This is a genomic window from Nostoc sp. DSM 114159 (assembly GCF_053470285.1).
Window position 1 is genome coordinate 4,657,618 of sequence record NZ_JBPFEH010000001.1, and the last position, 26,585, is coordinate 4,684,202.

Here is a 26,585-nt window from a genome sequence, read left to right on the forward strand (position 1 = left end):
GGTGAAAGGACAGCAATTATTTTATAGCTTCTTACCTGGTGTAACGGCAGCAGTTTTAACAACTCAGCCTGCTTGGGCTGCTACTGCGAAACTAACTGGGATACAACTGGCATCTTCTCCTAGTGTTTTGACTTCTACTTATGGTCAAGGCTTGGTTGTGGATACCATAAAAAATAGGCAACTGCCTAACAGTGCAAATGTTAGTGTTCCAACTCTAATACCTGCTTTGGGTTTTACTAAACTTAGTGTAAAACCTTTAAGTAATAACAGTATTCCGGTATTTACGGCTGAAAATACTGTTGTGCCAATAAAACAACTACTTAAGAAAGATAAAGGTAGATTTTTGAGTTTGACACCTACCTCTAATTATTCCCAAGCTCAAAAGAACCAAAAACAGAGTAATTCGAGTGCTTCTGGGCAGAAATTAAAGAAGATACTAGTTCCCAACTACACTTCAAAACCCCTTTCTGTCCAAAAAGAAATTTTGTCCCTGTCTTCTGCACAGCAGCCAGTGGTTCAAAAGAAAAATACTGTTACTCAATTGCAAACATTTTTACAAACTTCAGCTACAGGTGCAGGAGCAGCAAAACTGTTGTCAGCGCAGAGGTGTCCACAGGAGTTGAGCAAAAGTAAAACTGACTCCTTGGCTGTGCTAATAACCTCAAGCACCTGCTTACAACAAAATGCTATTGGTAGCTTGGCTCAGAATAATACCACGATTCCGGCAGATTCGACGCCAATCACTGTGCCAGGAACCGTAACTCCTGCACCGTCAGGGTCGGTGCAACCTTCTACTGTGCCAGGAACTGTAACTCCTGCACCGTCAGGGTCGGTGCAACCTTCTACTGTGCCAGGAACTGTAACTCCTGTGCCGTCAGGGTCGGTGCAACCTTCTACTGTGCCAGGAACCGTAACTCCTGTGCCGTCAGGGTCGGTGCAAATTCCAGAGAACCTGATTCCTAACTCAAATCCCCTGCAATTTCCCACCAAACCGGAGGAGGTGCAACTTCAAGGAAATCAGCCGATTACTTTGGCACAGGCTCTGGAGTTGGCACGGCGTAACAATCGCGATCTACAGGTGTCTTTATTGGAGCTAGAACGCAATCGAGCGGCTCTACGCGAGGCACAAGCTGCTTTATTGCCCACTCTGGGACTTAGCACGGATCTGACTCGTGGTCAGTCTTCTAGCAGTCAGCTTCAGGACGAATTAAACGGGCGAAATGGCTTACTGTCTAACCAAGATCGACCCAGTACATCTTTTTCTGGTCAAGCACAACTTTCATATAACCTTTATACTTCTGGGAGAGTGCAAGCTACCATCAGAGCGGCTGAAGAACAGGTACGTTACTATGAGCTTGCTGTAGAAACTCAGTCTGAGACAATCCGTTTGAATGTTGCCACAGACTACTACAATTTGCAACAAGCGGATGAACAAGTACGCATTAGTCAGTCGGCTGTGGTGAACTCTGAAGCTAGTTTGCGTGATGCAGAAGCTTTAGAGCGAGCTGGGGTTGGTACGCGGTTCGATGTGTTGCGATCGCAGGTGAATTTAGCAAATGCCCAACAAAATTTAACTAATGCGAGATCCCAGCAGTTAATTGCCCGTCGTCAATTAGCAACTCGGATCAGTTTGCCGCAAGGAATAAATATCAGTGCAGCTGACCCTGTACAGTTAGCTGGTCTTTGGAACCCAACCCTAGAACAAAGTATTGTGTTGGCTTATCAAAATCGTCCAGAACTGCAACAGCAGTTAGCACAACGCAATACTAGTGAGCAACAGCGTAGACAGGCTCTTGCAGAACTGGGTCCCCAAATTAGTTTGGTCGCCAGCTACGACCTACTCGATCAGTTCAATGATAATGTCAGCGTTACTGATGGTTATTCATTCGGAGTTAGGGCAACCCTAAATTTGTTTGATGGCGGAGCAGCAAGAGCAAGAGCAGCTCAACAGGAAGCTAACATTGCGATCGCAGAAACTCAATTTGCTGAACAGCGCAACCAAATTCGGTTTCAGGTAGAACAAGCCTATTCTACCCAGCAATCTAGTTTGGAGAATGTTCAAACCGCTAATACCGCTTTAGAACAAGCCAGGGAAGCTTTACGTTTAGCGCGTTTGCGATTCCAAGCTGGTGTAGGTACTCAAACTGATGTGATTAACTCTGAAAATGACCTCACACAAGCTGAAGGTAATCGAGTTACAGCAATTTTGGATTACAACCGCGCTTTAGCTCAGTTACAACGGTCTGTTACCCTCAGAGCATTCCGCTAATTAGCTGAAACTCAATTGAATCAGTATTTTTGACTGCTGTTGTGTTTTATAATCCACTTTGCACCTTCTATTTAGAGGATCGCAGATTCCAGTAGCGTTTTTGATAAAAAGCTAGCTAAAAGCCTCATTTATTCAGTGTATTAACTGGGAAGATGAGGCTTTTTAGTCCAAAAAGCAGTATTGTAAATTATAATTTTTGAGAAATTATGAAAGCGATCGCTTTCATAATTATGCCAACAAAATTTGATTAGCAACTACGAACCCAAATTTCACCGTAGCCGTCTTTCCCAAAGTCTGCTACATCTTCAGGAAAGCGCTTTAGAAACTCATCTGGAGACAACCATTCTTGAAATACAAATGAATGCATTTCAGCAGGTACAACATTAATCAATATTTTTCCAAGATTGGATAGGTAATTTATACAAGCAGCAGTAGTATTAATTTCGCGTTTTGTTATATGATATTCAAACGACATCAAAGAAATGGGTTGTGTCAGCCCTTTTAAAACTTCAAATTCCCACCCCTCAACATCAATTTTGCAGTAATCTGGTTTTCCAAACTCATCAATTGCCTGGTCAAGAGTTGTGATAGAAACTTGAATACTGCTTTGTACAGTACCTATCCAATCCTCATAAAAACTTGCAATTCCACTTCGTTCGCGAGTGTATAACCTTGCTTCTCCAGGTTCTGCACCAACAGCCTTCTGAACAGGATGAAACTTACTGCGATAATGACTACATCTAGCTCTCAATTCTCTCATACATTTGGGCTGTGGTTCAAATGCCACAACTCTCGCACCTGCTATCAGAAATGCCTCTGATTTTGCACCTATGTTTGCACCAACATCGAAGCAAAGATGATTAGAATCTAAGAGTTTGGAGTAGAAATAAACTTCTTTTTGAAAATAATTTAAACTATCTTTTAACTGCTTTTGATTTAAAAAGCGATATAAATTCCTAATTGGTCTATATAGACCAGTTGATATGGAAAAGTCCTTAAGAATAGATTTTATTGCAGCAAATTGCATATTGTATTTACCTCAATCAGCAATTTTAACTCAAAATTATCAAACTTATGCTATGTTTTCCCAAATAATCAATATAACAATAATTTATTTTCAAAAAATCGGAAACATTTTGTAGTTTTACAAAAAACACAAAGTAAGGTTTTCAACCGATAGTTTTCAAGACAAATGCATCTAAAATTACTCTCGATCGCAACTAATGTTAAGAATCAACGAAAAAATAAGGGTTTATCGTTTGGTTTGTTTGCGCGACTCAAAACGATGTCTAGGATAGGGTATTTAAAGACGTTTAAAACTTTAGCAATAAGCGGGAGTTAATAAGAGGTTTGAAACCCCCATTCTCTCGTGAGTGTTGGGGGGCTAAGGGGTTAGATTTCCGAGGCTTTGATGTGATGAAAAATACTTGTTCATTCATCCTCTAAGATTGCTTTTGAGTCTATCGAGAATATACTACTATTCTAGGATAAGAATTTTACTCTTCTTCTTCGAGTAACAAAAGTTTTTCCGCTCCTTTTAAAAGAGGGTTAGGGAGAGGTAGTAGAGAAGGAGTTATTTTTGTGAGATATGTACTGGACTTAACAGAGAAGCGCTATAGTCAAATTTGGACTAACATAACTGAGTGTTCGCTCGCTTGCCTTGTCAAAGACTCATGACTAAAGTAACATCTCAAGAAATTGCACAGTTTCGCTCTCAATTGGCAGACGATCCTAGCGACATGGAAGCGCTGGATTTAATTGAAGACTGTGATGGAGATTTGGAAGATGCAGCGATGACGCTAGCTATCCGAGCAGGACAACAACCAGAAAGAGCAAATTCTGAGTGGTTAGATGCCTTGGCTAGAAAATGGCGTGTGGTCATTTGCGAACAAGAATATCGAGAAGATTTGCTTAATACTTCTCTTGTGAAGATGATGGAACATCTAAAAACAACGCCAACATTTCCTAAGATTTTGGCAGCGCCAGTTTTGCTATATGTCCTCAAGCAAGGCGTAAACAATTTTTGTGAGCCACTAGATTTGCTAAAATGATCGTCCCATATTTTAATCGTGAGATTAAAATCGCGGCTACGCAAACATAGACGTAAAGCGGTTTCAAAGCCCTTAATCTGATCTTAGTCCGTGCAGACAGACTAGCCTGTGGGAATTTCACTGCGTTTGTGTAGTCCTTCTAGTAGTTCGCTTTCGTAACGCAAGCGGGGTAAAGGAAGAAGAGGGAAAAGGTTAAAGGTTAAAGGGGAAAGGGAAGAAAATCCCCTTTACCCCTTCCCCTTTCCCCAGCCGAAGGCGTTTCCCTTTCTCCAGCCCTCACCTAACAATTTTGAGTTGGCAGACTACTAGTGCTTTGGTGCAAGATGTGAGCCTCCTAACTTCTGATGTAAGTCTTAGAGTAATTCAGGTGTATGACTTTTAGTCATGCGAGGTTCAATCCACCAGGACTGATACGCTGTTAATTAAGGCAAAACTTCTATTGGACAAATTGTAAAATCAATGAATTACCTTGTTGCCGTATTACCAGACCGCATTCAAGCCGAAGCTGCTTACTTAGCTTTAGAAAAAGAAGGCATTAATAGCACTATTTTGGGAAGGGGGTATAAAACGGCTGACGAGTTTGGCTTAATTGACCCCAAAGACCAGGCTAAAAAGCAAGCAAAACAGATGGCAACCTGGCTGATACCATTTGGCTTTTTTGCAGGTTTTACATTCAGCCTGATTACTGGTTTAGATACTTTTGCCTGGGCAGGTGAAGTTGGCAATCACATTGTTGGCGGACTGCTGGGTGCTGCTAGTGGTGCAATGGGTGGTGTGTTTGTTGGTGGCGGAGTCGGTTTACTTGTAGGTGGTGGTGATGCTTTACCTTATCGCAACCGCTTAGATGCAGGTAAATATTTAGTCGTCGTTCAAGGTTCTGAAACTCTGACTCGCCAAGCAACCAAAATATTACGTCAATTCGATCCAGAAAATATCCAAGGTTATGCCGATACAAATACTGTGTATTGAATAAATCATAGTTTACAGATCGCGACAACAGCGGCTTGAGTTACTTTCCTATTCTTTGGAGATGGCGTAAGTCGCTGCGATCGCCAACAAATCTCAAGTAGAAAGCCTAACCCAATCTGGACAGAAACTGTAGAAATGGGAATTAAAGCTAGAATCAAGATAGTTCTAGCAAATTAATTCTCAATTAATAACTGATAATTTTTAAGAATGTTGCCACGAGAAGAACTTTTAAAAGGTGTTGAAAATCGAGATAGTGTAGCTCGTGCAATCGATCAAGCAGAGCAAGCGATCAAAACTTGGGAAGTGGTTTTGACAGATTTTCTGTCTCCCCCAGAATTGGCAGAAATTCAACGGGTGTTTAACCGATTAACAGAAGTGCAATTGGTGGCGTGGGGTGGATATCCGCAAGCTGAACGCCAAAGAATAGCGATCGCTCGTTCGGAACTTCCCTTAGATCGATCTCAAGTCAGCCTTGTAGCCATAGAAATTGCTGGTAATTTCCTGTTTGATACCGCCTCTCACCGCGACTTTTTAGGCGCAATGTTAGGGACGGGAATTGTTCGTGAAAAGACGGGAGATGTGATTGTCTTAGGAGAACGAGGGGCACAGGCGATTGTTACACCAGAGTTGGTAGAATTTTTGTCAATGAACCTCAAACAGGTGCGATCGGTTCCTGTGAAAACTCAGCAGATTGAGCTAACAGAATTAAAGGTTCGGGAACCCAAGAAAAAAGAATTAACTACTGTGGAGGCTTCTTTAAGATTAGATGCGATCGCATCTGCTGGTTTTGGGATGTCCCGCAGCAAAATGGTTGATTTCATCGATGCTGGTGATGTTCGCGTCAATTGGAAAGAAGTTACCCAAGCTAGTTCTCAAGTCAAATCAGGCGACTTAATCGCCATTCGCTCTAAAGGGCGTTTAGAGGTTGGAGAAATAGCCGTTACCAAAAAAGAGCGTTACCGAGTTCAATTAACAAGATATATGTAATAAGTTAGGAGTGAAAAGTTAGGAGTGAGGAGTTTTAAATACATCAGTTTATTTAACTTCAAACTCTTGTACAGACGCGATTCATCATGTCTTTACTCCTAAATAAATACTTAATACTTAGGCTTTAAAGCGTTTCGCTAACATATTCAGTAGAAGTTTGCGCGGTACAAGCCGAGATAATTTGCTTCTAATTTGAGTAGTACTATCAGAGCTAATAACAGTTGGATAGCCTTTTTCTAAAGCCTCTAAAGACTCCCAAACCACTTTTTCGGAAGAATAGACTTTATCTGTACTGCCTGCCAGCGCTGGAGGAAAATTAGCTTCTGCAAAAAAGTTTGTTTCTATTGGCCCTGGACAAGTGACTAAAATACGGACGCCATATTGATAATTTTCTGCCCATAATGCTTCACTAAAGCTGAGAATAAAAGCTTTACTAGCAGCATAAACAGAAAGGTATGGTATTGGTTGAAATGCGGTAATCGAGGATACGTTAATAATACTTCCAGAACGGCGTTGCCGCATCAAGGGTAGAAATTTATGGGTTAAATCTACCAATGCTAAAATATTTAATTGTACGATTTTGACTTGTTTTTCTCCATCTCCTTCAGCAAAATCGCCATAGTAACCAAAACCAGCATTGTTGATTAATAAGTCAATGGTTAATCCCTTTGATTTTGTGACATCAAATACACTGGCTGCTGCATTAGGTTCTGTGAGGTCTTTTACTATAACATCTATTTGAATGTTGTGTTGTTCTTGTAGTTGTTTAGCTAATTGGTTTAGTTTCTCTTCAGAACGAGCAACGAGTACAAGATTTGTCTTGCGTGCAGCTAGTTCTTGAGCAAAGGCTTTACCAATACCACTAGAAGCACCAGTAATTAAAGCAGTTGACATTCTACATATTCAGATAATTTTTAAGCACTTATAAATCTTAGCTATGCTGACTATAAGTTTTAACTACCCAAAGTGATATATCCAAAAGGGTAAAAGTAACACTTAGTGACTTTTGGAAACTATATTAATTCTCCAGATATACCAATATGGGAGATTCTTAAATCTTCTTCATCTGTATATTGAATAGACGAGTCGATTTTTTCTAGTAATTCTGCGTCTTGGCGCGACCACTCAAATACAATTTTAGAGTCCAAATGCTTAAGATGAGAAAATATCTGCTTCCATTGGCTTTGTCTAATTCGGTCACAACTAATGATTTTTCTGATAGCCATTCAAATTCATTTTGAATTGCCAATTACCATTTTTCAGACCAATAGATAATTTCTGAAGTGGAACTATTAATAGCAACGCCGTAGCTGTCTCCATGATTCCACTTAAAACCAGGTCTACCTTTGTCATCTGTATTTAATACCAATATTTCATAAGTAGCTGGAAAAGATTCTGTAGGAGAATCACTAGTATAGAAGAAAGTTGTCGGCACACCATTAGGTTGGTTTATGTGGTCGTTTGTGTCACCACCTATATATTTGTGCTTGGCACTATTTCTATATTGTGAAAGTAATTTTTCTATCTTCTTTGGTGGCTCTTTTAACCTAATTTGAAAAAAACTACTTCCTTGTAAAACTTTGGGAGAGTAAGCAATACGAACGTCTTTAGCATCAAGGGGAATTTCATTAGGAAAATGTTTTATTTGGTTATTTTCAGACCATAGTTGATTACGAATTTCTTTGTAGCGTGATGTATCAGTTATAATTTTAGGCTCGCTAGTACTGCTAAAAGTTGTTCTTAGAAAAAAGCTTCCCCCGACAATACTAAGACTAGCAAGGGCTAATAGAAATTGCGATCGCTTCATCAAGTTGGGTGTATCTAACTTTCATAGTCATATACCCAACTAATAAACTAAATTCGTACTATTGCGGATATCGAATCAGAGATATTAACAGAAACTTTGTGTATTTAGAGGAAAATTGCGATAATTGTAAAATTAATGTGAAGTTAGTCAATCATTACCTAGTCAAATACCGTAGGTAATCCTCATTGATGCCAGTACTACCGTTTTAGCTAAGGAAATCAATTACACAGCTATCCATTTTTTTCAATTCTTCCTGATGCAGCAATAACTAAAGCGGATATATAAATAGTAGATGCACCTTAATTAAATCACAGCCTTCAGCTTTTAGTTGAAGGCTTTTTTTTATTGCTCATACTTTTTTATTCTTAAAAAAATAAATTTGCTCAAAAGTCTAATTTTCCCGGATATGGCAATAAATAAAGCGGATTAATAAATGGTAGATGCACCCTAAGAATTTACAGCCCTCAGTCAAAAGCTGGAGGCTTTTTTTATTGCTCATACTTTTTTGCGAAGAAAATAAATTTGATTAAAAGTCTAATTTTCCCGGATATGGCAATAAATAAAGCGGATTAATAAATGGTAGATGCACCCTAAGAATTACAGCCCTCAGTCAAAAGCTGGAGGCTTTTTTTATTTCAATATCGATGGCAGCAAACTGGGAGCTAACCACACTGCATAACCAATAAATCCAAACAGCAAGGTAATTAGAGCAGTAATGCCGTAACCGATGCAAATTAATAAACCATCAGATTCGATGGTGGCAACAGTCAAAAGTAAAATACCGATAGTAGGAATAGGATTTGTAAGTGGAATTGGTAATATTAGTAATACTGTTAATAAAGAGATACAAAACCCATTAATTCGCCAAACTAAAGGATTATGAGCTATTTTTCCTAATCGAGGACGAGCGATTTTCTGGAAAACTTTGGTAAGCCTTCCCAAATTTTGCAAAAGCAACTGAGCGAAAGAACGAGGAAATTTATAGTTAGCGATTCTTTTCGGTAGCCAAGGCGATCGCCTTCCTAAAACCATTTGCACTGACAACAGTAAACAAGCACCACCAAATGGGCCAGTTAATCCCGGTGGCATAGGAAGCAAAAAAGGCAAAACTAATAATGTAATTACCAGACTGAAACCCCGTTCTGAGGTTTCTGTCAGAATATCGCCTAGAGTCAGCGGTTGTTCAGCTAGGCGTTGCAACAGGGATTTTATATCTTGAGAAAATCTCAGATGCATTTGGCGTGAGTTGATGCGATTTCCCACTTTGTAGTAGAGGAAGATGAGAGAGAATAACTTCTAAACTCTGCCAATTTTAGATTTTGAATTTAAGGAAAATTTAAAATCTAAAATTGAATGAGTCCTAACTCTTGCTTTCTGGGGGTACAAAAACAGCTATAGCTTTAGGTATAACCCGAAAATGAGCAGGTGTGTAGGTAGTAATTTCACCATCTGTATTAATAGGGCGAGGTTTGCGAGTATGTATCTCTATTTCTTGACCTTGATGGGAGCGTACACTTTGCCAATGTATATGTCGCCCTTGTCGCATTGAAGGTAGTAACAATACAACCTGCCACCAGTGTTCAATCTCCAAGCTATAAAGGTCTAGCCTTTGATCGTCTATTGTGGCATCATCAGCCACTGCCATACCACCACCGTAATAGCGGCCGTTACCGACTGCAATTTGCACTGTTTTGACGCGAACCAATTCACCGTTAATTGCAATCTCTGCTGTAAAAGGTCTAGCTTCCAAAAGCACTTGCAATGCAGTGGCAGCATAGGCAAATACTCCCCAGCGGCGCTTAACTTCTTTGGTAAGTCGTTGGGTAATTTTTACACTCAATCCCATACTGGCAACGTTAAAAAAGTGCTTGCCATTCACACAACCCAAGTCGATACGCTGTAAATGTCCATCTGCAATAATTTTGCAAGCTTCGTTGAGGGAATTAGGGATTTCCAAAGTTCTCGCTAGATCGTTGGCAGTTCCCAGAGGCAAGATTCCCAAAGGTAATTGAGTCTCAATTAAAGCGTCTACGGCAGCATTTAGAGTACCATCTCCTCCGCCAATAATTACCAAGTCAACTCGATCCTTATGGCGAAGTATAACTTCAACAAGATGTTTGGGATCTTCTGTAGACTCCTCAATTAAATCAAAGCCAAATGTTTTCAGACTTTGAATCGCTTCCGATAGACCCTTTTGCCCTTGGCGAGCATGACGATTTACTAACAGCAGTGCGCGGGAACTCATGGGTGGTACCTTTTGTTGTTGATATGTCCAATTATCCGCATCTATGTATTCTGCTTGATGTTGACTAGAAAAAAGTGTTTATGCTGTGATGAAAGTTATCAAAAATTCATTTTCATAACACTTATTATATTGTGACTACTAATTTTTAATTTTTCTTTTTCTTTAGTTTAGCTCTACTAGCCCTCAGTGTGTTTATCTTCAACAAATATAATTATTACTCCTCAGATAAATGAATTTTAGGTGTTTTTATTTATAAAATAGCGAGTTGTTCAAATATTATTATGCCAAACATAAGAGATATTTTTCATTAAAATAAATACATTTACAGCAGATTGCAACTTTATGATGTACAGATTATTGTAAGGGCATCACAATATTCATAGGTGTCAACTTAAGCTAAAAGCTTTGTCAAACTCTCGTTTCCAACCTCTGGGCTGGAAATACACTTCAATTGGGCTGCTGCCGCCAGCAAGAGAGGCGGAGCCTCTAGAACAGCATTCCCAGCCTAAGACTGGGAACGAGACAAATGCTGTTTATAGGGCTTCTATGTTGAATCTAATACAGTGCTAGTTGCTTGCTTAACGGCAAGAAATCCCTATGTTCATTTGGAATTTTGCTTTTATGACTTTTTCGGGTCGGTGTCGCCACCAATAATTGCTTGAAACACGTCCCCTAGTAAAAAGAAAAATGCTGCAACTAACACTACAAGCATTAAACCTGCAAGGGCCGCAAAGGGAGAGATGATAAACAAGATTAAAAGCGCAAACATCAAAATCTTTAGTAATGTCTTATTCATCTTTTTTGATATTGAATAATATGTAAGTATTTAGGCATAAATAAATTTCAAGTTTGTAGTAAGGACTTTAGCCCCGATCATCCTTGCTCTGGGCGATAAATCGCTCACGAAAAACTAGGAGTTGATTTGATATTTAATTATGTCTATCTACTTATGTTCTCTATAAATAATCGATGAATTAACAATCTGTCACCTGTCTTCTGTTAGATTTAATCTGTGCGCGTTTACTTTTGTGGTCAAGGCGTTTTCTTTGAGAACTGCGGGTTGGTTTAGTGGGTTTGCGTTTGATTGTCACGACTACTGCGCTTTGAATGAGTTCTTGAAGTCGTTTCAAGGCTGACTCGCGATTGTTCTCTTGGCTTCGATGTTCCTGAGCTTTAATTACAACTACTCCTTCTTGGTTAATGCGTCGATCGCTGAACTTTAAAAGCTGTTGTTTATAATAATCGGGTAATGATGAAGCTGCAATATCGAAGCGCAAGTGGATCGCGGTAGAAACCTTATTTACATTTTGACCTCCTGCTCCTTGGGAGCGAATCGCAGTAATTTCAATCTCAGTCTGTGGGATAATAACATTAGTGGAAATTTGCAGCATTACTCACAAGGTAAAAAAGAAACTTGTAACTTTGGAATCAACTTTCTTTACTCGGTTTGTTCGGTTAAATCTATCATTACATCTGGGTCTTCATTGTTGTTCAAATTCACTTCTAAAGTCTGTCCTTGGATTGTCACTTTATCGCCCGGTACTAGTCGCCGTCCTCGTCGAGTTTCCAGCATCCCGTTTACTTGGACATCGCCACCTTGAATCATCAGCTTGGCTTGACCTCCAGTTGGCACTATACCCATCAACTTTAAAAATTGATTTAACTTAATTGTGTTGTCTCTAATTTTCTTCATCGTAAATAAATCTACACAATCTTAATTGTATCGTGGCCTTCTCAAGCTAAATGGGAAATCTGTTACACCACATAATCAGCTAAGTACAGCATTTCATTAATTCGTAGCGAATTAAATTTGGCAATCCCTGCAATGCCATTGCGTCGGCTGACAATGCCATTGCATCGGCAAACAATGCCATTGCATCAGCAAACAATGCCATTGCATCAGCAAACAATGCCATTGCATCAGCAAACAATGCCATTGCATCGGCTGACAATGCCATTGCATCGGCTGACAATGCCATTGCGTCGGCAAACAATGCGATTGCATCGGCTGACAATGCCAATGCGTCATGCATTTAACAACGTTACGCTTTACTGATAAATGTGAATTTACACCAGTTTTTATTTAATTGAACCGTATATCGTAGTAGAAGCACAGCAATGCTGTATCTCTACTACATGGTGTATTTAGCTAAAAATTGCTAATTTTGTTAATTGCCTATGGTGGTACAACGCCCAATAGCCAGTCGTAGATATCGCTTTAACAAAAACTGTAATACCAGTTTATTATTTATAATGTTGATCGATAAAACTGCCAGATATGGGCTAAAAACTAGTCTGGAAGGTTCTTTTAGTGTGTTCAGGGGACTGGATCTATGATTAAGCTTGGTTTATTGGTACAGTCCCAGAATAACTCTTTGGGTATCGGAAAAGTTACGGAAATATCTGATACCAATGCAAATGTGGAGTATTTCTGCTCTATAGGCCAACGTCTCCAAAAAACTTTACCTTTAAGTTCGCTCTCTCAAGTCAAGCTAGAACCCCAGGCTCGATGCTATATTAAGTCTCAAACTCAGGATAAGTGGATAGTTGGCAGAGTTTTTATCTGGGATGATGATACAGAAATGTATCAAATTGATTTACCAGATAAGAAAACTGCGATCGCATCTGTTGAAGATATTTACGTTCGGTGTAATCTACCAAATACAGACCCCATCCAAACTCTGGCGATGAAGGGTCACGAAACGCCCTATTTCCACGACAAAAGATTGGCTTTCGTGAAATCCTTGACTCAGCAACGCGCTGTGAGTCGCGGGATGACGGGACTGATTTCGGCAAATATTAATCTTTATCCTCACCAAGTTGAAGTAGTCAGGCGGGTACTAGAAGACCCAATTCAACGCTACTTGTTAGCAGATGAGGTGGGACTGGGAAAAACCATCGAAGCGGGTGCGATTCTGCGTCAATTTCTTCTCGATGAACCGAAAAAAGGTGCGGTGGTGATAGTTCCGCAATATTTGCTCAAACAATGGCGGACTGAGTTAGAAAACAAGTTTTACATCTCCCATTTTGGCAAACGGGTAGCGGTGCTGGCGGTTGAAGATATCCATAAAATCAACCTGAAAGCAAGGATAGGCTGCTTAATTTTAGATGAAGCTCATCATATTGCAGCAATGGCAACCTCTAAGGATGCAACAGTGCGCCAGCGTTTTCAGACTTGCAAAGAACTTGCTCATAAAAGCGATCGCTTACTTTTATTATCTGCCACTCCGGTTCTCAATCACGAACAGGATTTTCTGGCGATGTTGCACTTACTCGACCCGACAACCTATAAATTGGGCGATTTAGCAGGTTTCCGCACCAAAGTTGAAAGCCGTCAGCAAATTGGTAAACTTCTGCTTTCTTTTAAAGAAGGTGCAGAACCAGAGGTTCTCAAAAGCAACTTGCAGCAACTACGAAAACTCTTGGCTGAGGATAAGTATTTACTGAAGCTGGCGGATGATTTAGAAAATTTACCAGCAAATTCTCCTGAACAAGAGCAAATCGTCCAAGCAATTCGCGTCCATGTCAGCGATATTTATCGACTACATCGGCGAATGCTTCGCAACCGTCGCGCTGCGGTGGAAGATGTGATCTTTGACCGTAACTTTACGCCGAAAGAAGAGTATGATTTAGACGAGCGATCGCTTGATATCCACGAACTACTCAATCAATGGCAAAGTGTTGCTCCTGATGAAAAGCAATATCAGCGAATTTTTCTGTTGTTATTTCTCGCTGCTGGAACTTGGTTAGGCATTTTAGAGCAGGTAATTACAGCGCGTTTAACTGGTAAACCTCATACTAAACTCACCCAGGAATTTAAAGAAGATGATATTCGCCTATTAACTACAACCCCCAAATTCTCAGGCGAAGAAGAGATTCTGCAATCCTTACTAAAAATTATTCGTCAACCTCAAGAGGACGGACAACGGACGGAAAATTTAAAAACAGTGCTGCTGAATCAGCTAGGTACTTATTTCAAAATTCCCGCAAACGTTCGGAAGAATCAAAAGGAGTTCATCACCAGAATACAGCAGAGAATCAAAAGACCAATTACTGGCGATATTCTGCCCAAATTTGTTGTATTTACCAGTTTTGTGCAAACCGGTGGCGAAATTGTCCGATATTTATCTAATACCTTTGGTGCAGAGACAATAGCTAGCCATCAATTGGGAGAATCGCCAGACAAAGTTGAGGAAGGCTTAAATCGGTTCAAGAATAACCCCAACTGCTTTATTTTAGTATGCGATCGCTCTGGAGAAGAAGGGCGTAACCTCCAGTTTGCCGATTGGTTAATTCATTTTGACCTGCCTTGGTCGCCTAATCAATTAGAGCAGAGAATTGGCAGACTGGACCGCATTGGCAGCAAAATTGGCATCCAATCTAGTGCCTTGATTGGCCCCTATTTGGAAGATAGCCCTCACAATGCTTGGTATAAAGTATTGAAAGATGGCTTTGGTATTTTTCAACAATCAATTGCCAGTCTCCAGTTTTATGTTGATGAGAAACTTGCAGAATTAGAAACAGTTTTGTTTAAATCAGGTGCGGCTGGATTGTTAGAGATGGTTTCACCAATTCAAGAGCAAATTGAAGCAGAAATCGCCAAAATTAGCGAACAAAATGCTCTAGATGAAATTGATGCAAACGATGAAATTGCTACCGAGTATTTTCAAGACCTAGATAATTACGATGCTCGTCATCTAGAAATTAAACGAGCAATTGAAGGCTGGATTTGTGACGCGCTGGGATTCAGAGGACTGAATAACCCCGATTCATCAGAGATGCGACGTTATCAACCGACAACGCGGACATTGGTGCCGATAAATGAGTTAAAAGACCGTTTTGCAGAGAGTTATCTAGACCAATTTGGTACTTATAATCGCAGAGTGGCAAACCAGAATGCTGGTGTTAAACTCTTTCGAGTTGGCGAAGGATTTATCGAAGCACTCTTGAACTATATTAACTGGGATGACCGAGGTGAAGCCTTTGCTCTATGGCGCACTGATGCATCTTGGGACGCGAAAGAAGGGAAAGAGTGGTTCGGTTTTCAATGCAATTATGTAGTCGAGGCAAATTTAAAAATTGCCAAACAAGTTTTACTAGATAACAAACTAGATAATTCTCAATTCAAAAACTTGCAGCGCCGCGTTGATGCTCTATTTCCACCAATCATAGAAACTATCTATGTTGATGGTCGCAAGCAGCCAATCCGGGTTGTTGAGGATAAAGCACTCTTAAGTATTCTGCAACGTCCATATAAAGATAAAAACAATAATCAAGGACGAGATTACAACTTAGCAAAAGAGCGCTTAGGAATTATTGACGATTTTGTTGACCCTAGTAAATGGCAAAATTTTTGTTATCAAGTGCGTAACGCTTCTTCAGAATTACTTGCCAATCGTCCCGATTTTATTGATTTATGTCAAAGTTGTGCTAAAATAGCCGAAAAAAAATTAGCCAATAGAGTAGAACAATTACGACTACGTTTAAATCAGCAAAGTTGGGATAACGCATTAGCTGAAGAATTGAAGATAGAAACTGCTTTAAATGCAGCCATTCTCGAAGGAATTCGCCAGCCGCTTCTGAGACTTGATTCTGTGGGTTTTATTGTAGTATCGGGGCGATCGCTTGTGCAATTTGAGTGATATTGTGTGCGATTAAATAGCTTGGGTAATTCTATTTGATTTGCACAGATTGAGAGCTTGAGATCCCCGACTTCTTTAAAAAGTCGGGGATCTTTTTATTCTGGTGTTATTGATGATATTGCTGTAAAAACATATACACTATGTTTCAAATTGCAACACATGCTTAGGTAAAGACGCGATGAATCGCGTCTCTACAAATGGTCTATTTGTCGCATTCTTTTTTCCAATTACTGGTATCACTTATGATTACCGCATCTGTGCAAAAATCGCAAAAGCCTCTTTCCCCCTGCCCCTACGGTCTAAATGGATAAATTTTTAGCCGGACACGATATTACACGCTCAAGGAAGGTGCTAGGGCTAAAGTTTTTGTCAAATCACTAAGAAGAACGCGATCGCACAGGTTAAACAGTTCTGCCTCAGTAGAAGTATGTCGCATCAACCGTAAAAAATGACCTTCAGTGTCAACACTCAGGGCAATGTAGTTGAGGAACATTTTCAGGTAGCCTATGCGCGATCGCTCTGGCATAGTTGCTGCTGTGGGGGTTTGCCATAAACGATCGATATAGTTACGTACCTCCGCTAAAGGAACGGGCGCGATCGTCTCGAAGCGCAAAGCTTGCCGAATTTGATTAAAAAGCCAAGGATTCCCAATCGCCCAGCGTCCTACCATCACACCCGCCGCGCCCGTTTGAGAAAGCACTTCAACAGCAGTTGTCGCCGAGTTGATATTGCCATTAGCAAGCACTGGACAATGGACTCGTCTAACTGCTTCAGCGATCAAATCATATTTCACTGCCCCGTGATACATATCTTTGACAGTGCGACCATGCAAAGAGAGCAAATCAATGTTGTGGCGATTGATTATATCTAGAATTTTGTAAAAATTATCTGTATTTTCAAAGCCTACGCGCATCTTGACGGTTAAAGGTCGGTCGTTGACTGCTTGCCGTAATTCTCCCAAAATCCGATCCACTTTTTCCGGCAAGAGCAGCAATCCACCCCCAACATTTTTGCGATAGATTCTAGGTGCTGGACAGCCCATGTTCAAGTCAACTCCAGCGATATTATAGTTGCAAAGTTCCTTTGCTGTTCTTACTAAATCTGGAATACTTTCGCCAATCATTTGCGCAAAAACGGGACGACCTGTATCGTTTTCGGTGATTGCTGCCAGAATGCTACGATTGAGCCGTGAGGTATCATTGACGCGAAAATATTCGGTGAAGAAGTAGTCAGGGCTGCCATAGTGGGCAATCACCTTCATAAACCAGAGGTTTGTTACATCCTGCATGGGCGCAAGAGCGGTGAGGGGTAAGTGTGGATAGAACGATTGGGGGAGAGATACCTGGGGCATAAAGATGAAGAGCGATCGACAAAGCTCACTGTTAAGTTATAAATAGCTAGACGTAAATCAATTAAAGTTTGTAGTAAGGACTTTAGTCCTAATTATCATTGCTTTGAGCAATGAATTGCTCACTATAAACTAGGAGTTTATTAGTAATCTTATTCAACAATTTTTTTTAGAGAAACTGATTAATACCACAAGCTGCTAATTTTACAGCTAAAGCATCGGGGTAGCGCCACAGTTGAGAACCACCAATCCAAAGACGTGAGGGTAAATGACCGATTGGTGCTTTGAGACTAAAATTGAATTCCGAATTTGCATAACTAGAATTGTATATATGCCAACCAACTTGATTACAAAAAACTCCATAGTCTCCATTCACGTTTTTGTAAATAAGTGTCTGTACGCTAAAACCAAAGCGTTTATGACTGTAATTTACCCATAAAAAGTCAATAGTCTGCAAATCTTCACAGGGAAGTTTCTCAAGATCGCTACTAAATATATAACTCCCACTAGGTTTTGCTAGCGCTTGACATATTAGTTCCCAAGTTTCTTTATCTGCTGATTCCCATTTTCCTTTTGCTAATAAATCACGTAAATGTGTATAATCAATAGTATTTACTGTACGATAATTAGAAATATTTAGCAATTTCTTTGGTTGTTGCTCCAGTGTCTGTAAAACTTCTGTTGCCGATTGGAAGCGTTGCGAAACGGCATTTTGTAAAAGTTTATCTAAGATTTCACAGAGGTGAACGCTAACAGTATTGAATGCTGGTAAATGTTCTTGCCATACCCAGCGATCGCTAGCAATATCGAATAAATCAAAGGGAGAAACATTGGTAAGTAAGTAAATACATGTTACACCCAAGCTGTAAAGATCGCTGGCTGGCAATGCCTTTCCTCGCATTTGTTCGGGAGCGATATACTCTGGGCTACCTACTATGGTGCCTGTACGAAGCTGCTTCATGTTATTGGCGAATTTAGCAACTCCGAAATCGATTAATACCAGGTCTCCTCGACCCGAACGGCGCATAATATTTTCCGGTTTAATATCTCGGTGGATTACTTGTCGAGAATGGATAAATTGCAATGTGAGCAATAAACTTTTTAATATCTCCCAAATTTGCGGTTCTTGAAAAACGCCCTGTTTTTGTAATTCCTGAGCGAGTGTTTGTCCATCGACTAATTCTTCAACGATATAAAACTTTTGATTTTGTTCAAAGTGCGCTAGTAATTTGGGTATTTGAGAGTGTTCTAGTTCATTGAGACGAAGCGCTTCTTGATGAAATAAATTGACTGCCTTGTGCCAAGTCTCAGTATTTTCCTGTTGAAAACATAGTTGTTTGACTGCACATTTGGGTTGATCTGGAAGATGTTCATCAATAGCTAAAAACGTTCTCCCAAAGCCACCGCTTCCAATGACCGCGAGTGGACGATATCGCTGTTTAAGTAATAATTCCTGACCACAACTATTGCAAAAACGAGAACTGTCAGAATTATGTGGACGTAGGCAATCAATATTAGTACAGTAGCTCATACTACAGGAGTTCTATTTGTTGGAATTACTATATATAAAGTATTCCCATTAGAAAAGCACTCTTACTAGTAGAAAAAACAGCGATGCTTAGGTTGGGCTACACCTACGCACTTTGCACTTTAGAAGTTTTGGTTGGCATAGTAGCAGTGTAGTGCCTGTTGCAAGCGATCGCTGCTTTGGTGCAACTTTGACTCTTTGAATTTTTTATCAAATACAAGCGTGCTATAACCAAATACAAGTGTCCAAAGCTACTTAACCCAACGTTTAGTTGCCTCTGCAATCCGTTCCCCAAAGCGCAGTGAAGTCAGATAATCGCCCGAATCTAGCACTGGTTCTTTGCCACTCATATCGAGTTGACTTTGACCCATTACACCTAGAAATCCTCCGAGTCGATTTACCCCATCATCTTTACCAGATAAAAAGCTTTGCAAGTCTCCCACATTTACCCAAATCATGCCATGTTGGGCGGCGTTGGTAGCTAAATAGAGGAGTGTACTTTGTTTATCGCCACTAGGAGAGCTGGAATGGGTAAAACCCCCAGCGATTTTGTCTTTCCATCCGTGTCGGAACCAAATTTCGCTAGCAGCATCAATAAATGCCTTGAACTGAGCCGCAACACCACCCATATAAGTAGGAGAACCAAAAACAATTGCATCAGCTTGATTGAGAGTTGCTATTACCTCATCATTCTTCCAACGACCATTGACTATCTGCTCTCCAGTAACCCGTAGCAGTTCAACAGTGGTGTCTTTAACTTTATTTGCACCTTCAGCAATAGCTTGGGCCATAAGATGAGTATGACCTGCACCAGAAAAATAGATAATTGCAACGGTGGGCATAGGAGGTTTAGTTAAAATTTTGACTGAAACTGAACGAGAAATATCATAAAGACTACTGGCTTATAAAGTAAAGTAGTCAATCTTAAAGTCATTTCTGTTATTCTTCTAAAAGAAAATTCTTTTGCTCCAAGTCTTTCTCCTAATTTATATTAACCAGGTATGTGTCTCAATGATGTAGCGATCGACCGTGCCAGCCCCAGTGATGTTACTGGAATCGTCAAGTTGGCCCAAGCCAATGACGCAGAACATGGTGGTATGTTATTAGGTCATCTTGAGCCAGAGGCTGTGATGATGACTATCTCTCAAATGCCAAGCGTTGTAGCCCGAAAAAATGGTCAAGTTGTGGGATTTTTACTCAGTTGGTCAAAGACAACTGCTAATCTACCAATTATAAAGGTGATGTTACAAACCTATCCTGGTACAAAAGATGCTTACTTGTATGGCCCTATTTGTGTTGATGAAACGATGCGTGGGCAAGGTATTGCTGCGGGAATGTTTGCTAAGTTGAAAGATTTGCTACCAAAGCAGGAAGGAATACTGTTCATCAAGGCAAATAACAAAGCATCACTTCAAGCACATCAAAAGATGGGTATGTGCAAGATGGCAGAGTTCATCTATGAAGGCACTGAATTTTTGATATTCGCGTATAATAGCTAATACCATTTTAGATTTTGGATTTGAGATTTTGGATTGGGAATTGCCTTGGTGCGTCTGGCTTGGTGTGAATCCATGTGTCGCAATCATTTTTCCAAATGGTATAACTAATTGATAGGTTCTCTTTAAAATTAAATTGAGTAGCTAATCTGGATCGTTTAGTTATTTACTACTTGCTTAATCTGGAATGTGACAAGAGTTAGTGATGGGAGGGCGATAAGGCTCTAAGCTTTAGCTGACTAACCTAAGCCGAATCAATTTGAGTGGCGTTCAATTACTAAACATTCATTTTGTACTCTGGTAAGCATATCGTTAAAAGCAGGAGTATAAGAACCATCTTTATCAACAACCCTACGGAGAGTATACTCACCAGCCCGAGAAAGTCCGCCAAACCAAACGTTCTTTCTGTGCCAGATATCTCCATTGAGAGAATTTTTGTCTTGGGACATTGTGAAACTGACAATCGATTTTGGAACTGATATTCCTAGAAAAACAGGTGTGACTTGAGCTTGTTGCAAAGTTTCATCTTCAAACCGAATTTTGTAACTTACTTTAAACCATTGAATTGAACGTAGTAATATCCAGCCAGCAATCGAGTCATGAAAAGTCCACTGTAACGGGGCAAATATCGGTAAAAGCAAAGTTCTATTCTCTATATCCCATTCTAAATTGTACATAGTAATGCAAGTATCTGGCAGTGGATTGCCATCCATAAAAAACACACCCTTAAGGACAGATGGTAAGTTTGTTTCTTTGATTGGAATCATCCAGGTTGCAATATTATTAAGTTGCTTTTTTTCAATTAATTCAGTCATATAATTTGTAATTACTTCCTTTGTGCTAAAATAATACCTAAATTTTTAACGAACCGAGTCAGAGAAAAGATGAGTAATCTGGCGTTAGAAAAAGAGTAAAATCAACTCAAAAATCCAGAACAATTACCAAATTATAATTCAGGAATGCCACTTGCTTTAAGCTTACATAATCGAGCACGAGAAGTAAGGGCACACATCTGTGCGCCCCTACTGTAAGTCTCTTACTCACAGTCGTTGAGCAAAACCTTGTAGTACTAAATTATTAGGAGTAACGGCAGTCACTTTTTCAAAATCCCATTTGACTTCTGTAATTGAGTCCCATTGATAGTTGTGGAGCAGATGTAAACAGAAAATTTTGATAAAGCCAATTGATAAGGATTTCCCAGGACAAGCTCGTTCATGCTCTTCGCCATTCCAAGATAAGATATCTGAAAAATTCCGTGTTAGGTCAAAATAATCTGGATTTTGGTATCTATTGGCATCCCGATTAGCTGTAAGAATAGAGCCAAGCAAGCGAGTACCTTTTTGGAATGGACATTTTTGTTTTCCAATCTCAACTTCACCTGCTTCAGTAGTGAGTTGGCTAACAAATCGCACAGGTGGATAGAGACGAGCCGTTTCTAAAATCACTTGATTGAGAAGTGTTAACTGTTCTAGAGCGTCTGAGTCTAAAGTTTTCTTGCCATTCCAGACTGCATTCACTTCTGACACTACATCATTTCTGAGAGTATTATCTAAGCAAAGAACACCAATCACAGATCCTAAAAGCGCACTCGTGCCGGCAGTTCCGGCGATATGAATCATATCGAAAAGGGTATTAGCAATTTGGTGTTCGTTCAACTGATACTGAGCGCCTGTTTCAAAGTAAGATGCCCATTTAGGTGATTGTTTATATCGGTTAATTAAATATTGACGATGCCGAATTTTTGGCGCTGTTAATATTGCCAGCAGATACTTGCTGATAAAATTAGGCAAGGATGCAAGAGCCAAACCTTTAATGTAACTATCGGATGCTGTGATTTCTTCCTCAGATAAAGATATCTGAAAAACCAGTTGATGCAAACTCGATAGCATAATCTTTGGCAAATCGTTGCCGATGTGTAATTTGCCTTGTTTAGCAGCTTCTAACAGGCTTTCCTCAACTAGATTCCCTAAAAAGTCTATTTTTTGAGACGGTTCCGGTAAGGCTTGTAAGATTACAGTACGTAATCCTGTGTGTTCGTTACCGTTTGTTCCCAGGCTCAGAGGATTATCCAGCAGGTAGCTTGGAGCTAATATTCTGATGATGCCTAAATCATTTCCCCGCAGTTGTGGTTGGGTTTGCATTAATTCTCTTACCTGGGAGTGAGAGGAATGCATAATTGCTTGGTCTACTGCAAAATACTTGTCTCCAATATTTTCTTTACGGATGTAGAGAAAGTCTCGCCATGCGTTGAGCATGATTGACGCATCCATGTAATAAAAAATCAAGCGGAGAAACTTGCCGATCGCAGTATCGTAACCTACTTTGGCTAGTATCGGTGCAAGCCAAAGCTGGCGATCGTGATTTTTGAGGACTTTATCTTTAAGTGTCATGGTATTTATTTTGGGTCATTTGTCATTTGTCATTTGTCATTTGTTTTCAATTCAGATATTGATGCTCTGAGGAATTTTAGAAGGAAGTAAATATTCATAAGGTGGACGGTGTAAATTACGTTGCTTGATGGTATCTTCTACCTGCTGAAGATTGCTCTGGAATGCTTGTAGCAATGGTTTGACTTTTTGGTCTGTAAAGTATCCTTGCTGATAATCACCCAGCTTGTTGTAATACACAGACCCCAACAAGCTGAGTAGGTTGTATTGCCGTTGCGCCTGATCTAAGGGAGGGAGCAAATTAAGGTAGTCTTGCTCAGTAACTTCTCTTTTGAGAGTTGAAGCTGGTAAATAACCTGCCAATGGTATGGCTGCGGCGTAGCCCATAAAATCTTTTTGCGGAAAGTTAACCGCAGCGTGTTGGGCGCTGGCAGTGAAAATAATCAGCGTCGTGGCATCAATCAGGTAATTGAGCGTTTTGATGCCTCCATCTTCGCCAAAATCGGGGATGCGACCACCATCGTAAGCTGGGATTTCGGCTGCCCACGCTTGCAATTCTCTATCTTTTTGAATGTCTTCATCCGTGGTGTAGTAAAGGTTCAGGTAGTCTGCAACCCATTGATGAATGGCATTCCAGACTAGTAGGGCATCATCTCGGTAAGGATAAATAGGCAAGAGGTTGGGATCGTCTACACCGCGCTGTTGGAATTGCTTAGGTAAGATGGCACTATTAAAACCATAGCTTTGCAAGGCTAGCACTGCTAAAACGCGAGAGTTGTCGATTGATGATGAGAGTAATCTATCGACACCACCGCCTGGAGCTATGAGAATCCGTTGGGCGGCATCGTTAATTGCTAAGGTGCTGTCAAAATGCGGGCGCAACAAAATTCTTAGGGGATGGGTAAGTGGTAGTTGTCTTGCGGTGGCGATCGCAAAAGCACCAATTAACAAGTGAGTTCTTGCTAGATGAGTGACAGCTTCGTGGTAGTTGGCATCTGCTATTTGGACAATTGTTTTGGCAAAAAGCCAAGAGTATTTACCGGAGTTAGGGGTAACAATTGGATAATCTGAGCCTGGGGTTTGACCGCATTGAATGGCTATCGGCCGCAATAAACGGTTGGGGTCTGAGCCTTTGGGTAAGGCAAACAGTGCTAAAGGAGCATAGAGATATTTTTGCTCGTGTGGGAATGTACCGTTGACTGCACCATCTAAAATTTTATAGTCAGCTAAGTAGAGTCTGCCTTCAAGTCCGGCTGCTGCTAATGAGTCGTCAGTTCCCATCACGCCTTGGTAATGTTCGTCTGTGACTGGGAAGCGATCGCCTGGAGTATTTACTCGCGCGATCGTCACGGGATTGTAGCCAGCGACTCGCATATAGGCAAATACTTCATCTTCTTGGTAAGTTTTAGCGATCGCTGGCACACCAATCACTTGAAACAAATTTTCGTAGTCCTTGAGACTGGTTGCATGTCCTGTCCGCTGTCCTTCGTATAAAAGGTTAATTATCCTATTTAGAGCATCTCTGAGGATCACAAGTCCGTTTTCTTTCAGAATAGAATAAAAAAGATCGTCGAGTTCTCTAACATCCTTAGATATACCTTTGAGTAAAAACTGAGGGATAATTTGCAGGATTCTTGCCAGAATATTGATTTTTATTGGTACTGCTCCCTTGAGCAAGGCTTCTAAAATAAACCTTGCGACATCATCACGAATCGATTTAGAACCTTGATTGCCTCTATTGACAATCAAGGTATTGATAAACACAACTCGTAACTGCTGGGCTAATAAAAAATACCAGTTAGTGGTGAACTCTTCGGCAAGAGAAAGCCGATCTAGCATTGCAATTGATGGAATATGGATGTAGTTATATTGATACTCTTGTCTAGCTATATCTAAAGTATGAGTACTTGATGAACTGATTAAATTTTCTGGTGATGAAGCAGTCATTGACTCTACTCATGTTTAGTACGGGGAACTTTAATAGTTTAAGATAAACAGGTTTGATTTACCTAAACGTATTATCGCAATCAAGTTTTAAATTCCGATTTTTCTAAATAAATTTTCTCGAATTTATCAACTCTTAAACCACGCACTAAATGTTTTAGGGCTTACGCAAACTCTACGAACTATCGGCGTTATTGGCGTCTTGATGGTAGCCTTCGACAAGCCGCAAAGCGTCTACGATCGATTAAGCTTTTTGGCTATTTTTGCGTAAGTCCTGGTTTAAAAATCTTGCAAAAAATATTTAGCAATACAAATAATATTTGCCAAGATTTAGAAACAATTCTCAAAGAAAACTTTCGGACTAAAGTATTGTGTTGGAGTTGACATTTTAACTACTGAAACGAGAGCGGGAATACAACGATCGGATTCTTCCTCTGCTGCCGATGTCTCCAATGCTTCCTCTACTTACACAACGATAAAATCTTATAGCGTTTCCTAGTCTGTTGAGGTACAAATCTCTGCGTACCTCTGCGCTTTACTTTGCGTCCCTTTGCGTTTCAAAATATTATCTGTACCTCACGTAACAGGTAATCGCTATATTCTATTACCTTCCCTCTATCAAAAATCTATCTCTACCTCAGTGCCTTTATCCTTCAAGAGTTAGAAGCAACGAATTTTGCTCCATGCAAAGCTATGAAAGAAAGTTCTCATACTGTGGTCAAAGGATAAATTTGTGGATATTAGCAGACGAAATTTACTGAAGGTAGTTTCTGCTTCTGGTTTAGGTGGAGCTGGGGTATTTGCTTTACAAGGTTTAACCAAACAGGTTTTAGCGCAAAATCAGTCTACCCCACTCCAGACAAAAAAAGGGGAAATGCTCTACAGGCAACTAGGACGCACCAAAGAACAAATATCTGTAATTGGTCTAGGTGGTCATCATATTGGTAGACCAAAAGATGAACAAGAGGGTATTAATCTGATCCGTACTGCTCTCGATCGCGGGATCAATTTTATGGACAATAGCTGGGACTACCATAATGGAGGTAGCGAAATTCGCATGGGTAAAGCTTTGCAAAATGGCTATCGTCAAAAAGCTTTTCTGATGACTAAAATCGACGGGCGCACAAAAAAGGCGGCGGCTCAACAAATTGATGAATCTTTAAAACGTTTGCAAACAGACCACATTGATTTGTTGCAGCATCATGAAGTCATTCGTATGGAAGACCCAGACCGGATTTTTGCCCCTGGTGGTGCGATGGAAGCAGTGGTGGAAGCACAAAAAGCTGGCAAGATTCGCTACATAGGCTTTACTGGACACAAAGATCCTTTAGTACACCTGAGAATGTTGGAAGTTGCCAATCAAAATAACTTCCGTTTTGATGCAGTGCAGATGCCATTAAATGTGATGGATGCCCATTTCCGCAGTTTTGAGAGGCAAGTTTTACCCAGACTGGTTCAAGACGGAATTGCTGTACTGGGGATGAAATCAATGGGCGACCAAAACATTCTCAAAAGCAATGTGGTCAAACCGATCGAATGTCTGCATTACGCAATGAATCTGCCAACTTCAACGGTGATTACAGGCATTGAAAGTATGCCCATCTTAAACCAGGCTTTCGAGGCAGTACGTACTTTTACACCCATGAGTCAGGAACAAGTTAAAGCATTACTGAATCGGACTCGCCAAGCTGCTCTCAAAGGTCAATATGAACTGTTTAAAACTACTAACCAATTTGATAGTACAGCCAAAAATCCTGAGTGGTTGGGATAAGTTTTTGCTAGGGCGTGTTTGAAAACTAAGGTTCACAGCAAACAAGCGTATATCCTGCTGTGGACACAAAACTGGCATAGCTGCAAAGTCCAGAACTGAGCGATCGCGAGTTGGAAGTGTTGCGCCTGATGGAAGTACTCA

At 40.3% G+C, this 26,585-nt stretch carries 23 protein-coding genes; 7 read left to right on the forward strand and 16 right to left on the reverse strand.

The window, feature by feature from the left end:
• Nucleotide 1 precedes the first annotated feature (1 nt).
• Complete coding sequence (locus ACR5KR_RS19255) at nucleotides 2–2,269, forward strand: TolC family protein (protein WP_448267633.1); 2,268 nt, start codon at nucleotides 2–4, stop codon at nucleotides 2,267–2,269.
• Between the two features lie 247 nt (nucleotides 2,270–2,516).
• Here the strand turns inward: ACR5KR_RS19255 and ACR5KR_RS19260 are convergent, their stop codons facing one another.
• The gene (locus ACR5KR_RS19260) at nucleotides 2,517–3,296 is read right to left on the reverse strand and encodes an FkbM family methyltransferase (RefSeq protein WP_448267634.1); all 780 of its coding nucleotides are present in this window, start codon (nucleotides 3,294–3,296) and stop codon (nucleotides 2,517–2,519) included.
• Between the two features lie 646 nt (nucleotides 3,297–3,942).
• On the opposite strand from ACR5KR_RS19260, the gene ACR5KR_RS19265 reads away from it, so the two are divergent.
• The 3 genes from ACR5KR_RS19265 to ACR5KR_RS19275 all read left to right on the forward strand — a co-directional run bounded on the left by ACR5KR_RS19265 (nucleotide 3,943) and on the right by ACR5KR_RS19275 (nucleotide 6,276).
• Entirely contained in the window at nucleotides 3,943–4,320 is a 378-nt protein-coding gene (locus tag ACR5KR_RS19265; protein WP_445630943.1) for a hypothetical protein, read from the forward strand.
• 459 nt (nucleotides 4,321–4,779) lie between these two features.
• A complete protein-coding gene (locus tag ACR5KR_RS19270) occupies nucleotides 4,780–5,289 on the forward strand; it encodes a hypothetical protein (RefSeq protein WP_445630942.1) in 510 nt (169 codons plus the stop codon).
• 207 nt (nucleotides 5,290–5,496) lie between these two features.
• A complete protein-coding gene (locus ACR5KR_RS19275; RefSeq protein WP_445630941.1) occupies nucleotides 5,497–6,276 on the forward strand; it encodes a photosystem II S4 domain protein in 780 nt (259 codons plus the stop codon).
• 117 nt (nucleotides 6,277–6,393) lie between these two features.
• Here ACR5KR_RS19275 and ACR5KR_RS19280 read toward each other — a convergent pair whose 3' ends face one another.
• The 9 genes from ACR5KR_RS19280 to ACR5KR_RS19320 form a co-directional block, all read right to left on the reverse strand.
• Nucleotides 6,394–7,170, reverse strand: a complete 777-nt coding sequence (locus ACR5KR_RS19280) for an SDR family NAD(P)-dependent oxidoreductase (protein ID WP_445630940.1) — start codon at nucleotides 7,168–7,170, stop codon at nucleotides 6,394–6,396.
• Nucleotides 7,171–7,289: 119 nt separating this feature from the next.
• Nucleotides 7,290–7,502 (reverse strand): hypothetical protein, encoded by a 213-nt coding sequence (locus ACR5KR_RS19285; RefSeq protein WP_445630939.1) that lies wholly within the window; start codon nucleotides 7,500–7,502, stop codon nucleotides 7,290–7,292.
• A 23-nt stretch (nucleotides 7,503–7,525) separates the two neighbouring features.
• Nucleotides 7,526–8,083 (reverse strand): hypothetical protein, encoded by a 558-nt coding sequence (locus ACR5KR_RS19290; RefSeq protein ID WP_448267636.1) that lies wholly within the window; start codon nucleotides 8,081–8,083, stop codon nucleotides 7,526–7,528.
• Between the two features lie 630 nt (nucleotides 8,084–8,713).
• Nucleotides 8,714–9,319 carry an exopolysaccharide biosynthesis protein gene (locus tag ACR5KR_RS19295; protein WP_445630937.1) on the reverse strand — a complete coding sequence of 202 codons (606 nt, stop codon included), beginning with the start codon at nucleotides 9,317–9,319 and terminating at the stop codon, nucleotides 8,714–8,716.
• 124 nt (nucleotides 9,320–9,443) lie between these two features.
• Nucleotides 9,444–10,328, reverse strand: a complete 885-nt coding sequence (locus ACR5KR_RS19300; protein WP_445630936.1) for a lipid kinase — start codon at nucleotides 10,326–10,328, stop codon at nucleotides 9,444–9,446.
• Between the two features lie 619 nt (nucleotides 10,329–10,947).
• Nucleotides 10,948–11,124: a hypothetical protein gene (locus ACR5KR_RS19305; protein ID WP_335007267.1), complete on the reverse strand. Its 177-nt coding sequence runs from the start codon at nucleotides 11,122–11,124 to the stop codon at nucleotides 10,948–10,950.
• Nucleotides 11,125–11,302: 178 nt separating this feature from the next.
• Nucleotides 11,303–11,719 carry an alternative ribosome rescue aminoacyl-tRNA hydrolase ArfB gene (gene arfB / locus ACR5KR_RS19310; protein ID WP_448267637.1) on the reverse strand — a complete coding sequence of 139 codons (417 nt, stop codon included), beginning with the start codon at nucleotides 11,717–11,719 and terminating at the stop codon, nucleotides 11,303–11,305.
• A 47-nt stretch (nucleotides 11,720–11,766) separates the two neighbouring features.
• The gene (locus tag ACR5KR_RS19315; RefSeq protein ID WP_322638696.1) at nucleotides 11,767–12,021 is read right to left on the reverse strand and encodes an RNA-binding S4 domain-containing protein; all 255 of its coding nucleotides are present in this window, start codon (nucleotides 12,019–12,021) and stop codon (nucleotides 11,767–11,769) included.
• Between the two features lie 79 nt (nucleotides 12,022–12,100).
• Nucleotides 12,101–12,361 carry a hypothetical protein gene (locus tag ACR5KR_RS19320; RefSeq protein WP_448267638.1) on the reverse strand — a complete coding sequence of 87 codons (261 nt, stop codon included), beginning with the start codon at nucleotides 12,359–12,361 and terminating at the stop codon, nucleotides 12,101–12,103.
• Nucleotides 12,362–12,661: 300 nt separating this feature from the next.
• Here ACR5KR_RS19320 and dpdE point away from each other — a divergent pair, with 300 nt between their 5' ends.
• Nucleotides 12,662–15,970 carry a protein DpdE gene (gene dpdE, locus ACR5KR_RS19325; RefSeq protein ID WP_448267639.1) on the forward strand — a complete coding sequence of 1,103 codons (3,309 nt, stop codon included), beginning with the start codon at nucleotides 12,662–12,664 and terminating at the stop codon, nucleotides 15,968–15,970.
• Between the two features lie 331 nt (nucleotides 15,971–16,301).
• Here dpdE and ACR5KR_RS19330 read toward each other — a convergent pair whose 3' ends face one another.
• The 3 genes from ACR5KR_RS19330 to ACR5KR_RS19340 all read right to left on the reverse strand — a co-directional run bounded on the left by ACR5KR_RS19330 (nucleotide 16,302) and on the right by ACR5KR_RS19340 (nucleotide 19,688).
• Nucleotides 16,302–17,321: a tRNA-dihydrouridine synthase family protein gene (locus ACR5KR_RS19330; protein WP_448267640.1), complete on the reverse strand. Its 1,020-nt coding sequence runs from the start codon at nucleotides 17,319–17,321 to the stop codon at nucleotides 16,302–16,304.
• A gap of 166 nt (nucleotides 17,322–17,487) precedes the next feature.
• Nucleotides 17,488–18,849 carry a protein kinase domain-containing protein gene (locus ACR5KR_RS19335; RefSeq protein WP_448267641.1) on the reverse strand — a complete coding sequence of 454 codons (1,362 nt, stop codon included), beginning with the start codon at nucleotides 18,847–18,849 and terminating at the stop codon, nucleotides 17,488–17,490.
• A gap of 248 nt (nucleotides 18,850–19,097) precedes the next feature.
• On the reverse strand, nucleotides 19,098–19,688 hold the full coding sequence (locus ACR5KR_RS19340; RefSeq protein WP_445630930.1) for a flavodoxin family protein: 591 nt from the start codon (nucleotides 19,686–19,688) through the stop codon (nucleotides 19,098–19,100).
• 159 nt (nucleotides 19,689–19,847) lie between these two features.
• Between ACR5KR_RS19340 and ACR5KR_RS19345 the strand changes: the two genes are divergently transcribed.
• Nucleotides 19,848–20,345 (forward strand): N-acetyltransferase family protein, encoded by a 498-nt coding sequence (locus ACR5KR_RS19345; protein WP_448267642.1) that lies wholly within the window; start codon nucleotides 19,848–19,850, stop codon nucleotides 20,343–20,345.
• Nucleotides 20,346–20,596: 251 nt separating this feature from the next.
• On the opposite strand, the gene ACR5KR_RS19350 is transcribed toward ACR5KR_RS19345, so the two are convergent.
• From ACR5KR_RS19350 to ACR5KR_RS19360, 3 genes are all read right to left on the reverse strand, one after another.
• Nucleotides 20,597–21,157, reverse strand: coding sequence for a hypothetical protein (locus ACR5KR_RS19350; RefSeq protein ID WP_448267643.1), 561 nt, complete (start codon nucleotides 21,155–21,157; stop codon nucleotides 20,597–20,599).
• A 225-nt stretch (nucleotides 21,158–21,382) separates the two neighbouring features.
• Nucleotides 21,383–22,732 carry a cytochrome P450 gene (locus tag ACR5KR_RS19355; RefSeq protein ID WP_448267644.1) on the reverse strand — a complete coding sequence of 450 codons (1,350 nt, stop codon included), beginning with the start codon at nucleotides 22,730–22,732 and terminating at the stop codon, nucleotides 21,383–21,385.
• Between the two features lie 51 nt (nucleotides 22,733–22,783).
• Complete coding sequence (locus ACR5KR_RS19360; protein ID WP_448267645.1) at nucleotides 22,784–24,676, reverse strand: lipoxygenase family protein; 1,893 nt, start codon at nucleotides 24,674–24,676, stop codon at nucleotides 22,784–22,786.
• 730 nt (nucleotides 24,677–25,406) lie between these two features.
• On the opposite strand from ACR5KR_RS19360, the gene ACR5KR_RS19365 reads away from it, so the two are divergent.
• Nucleotides 25,407–26,444, forward strand: a complete 1,038-nt coding sequence (locus ACR5KR_RS19365; protein ID WP_445630925.1) for an aldo/keto reductase — start codon at nucleotides 25,407–25,409, stop codon at nucleotides 26,442–26,444.
• Nucleotides 26,445–26,585: the final 141 nt, after the last annotated feature.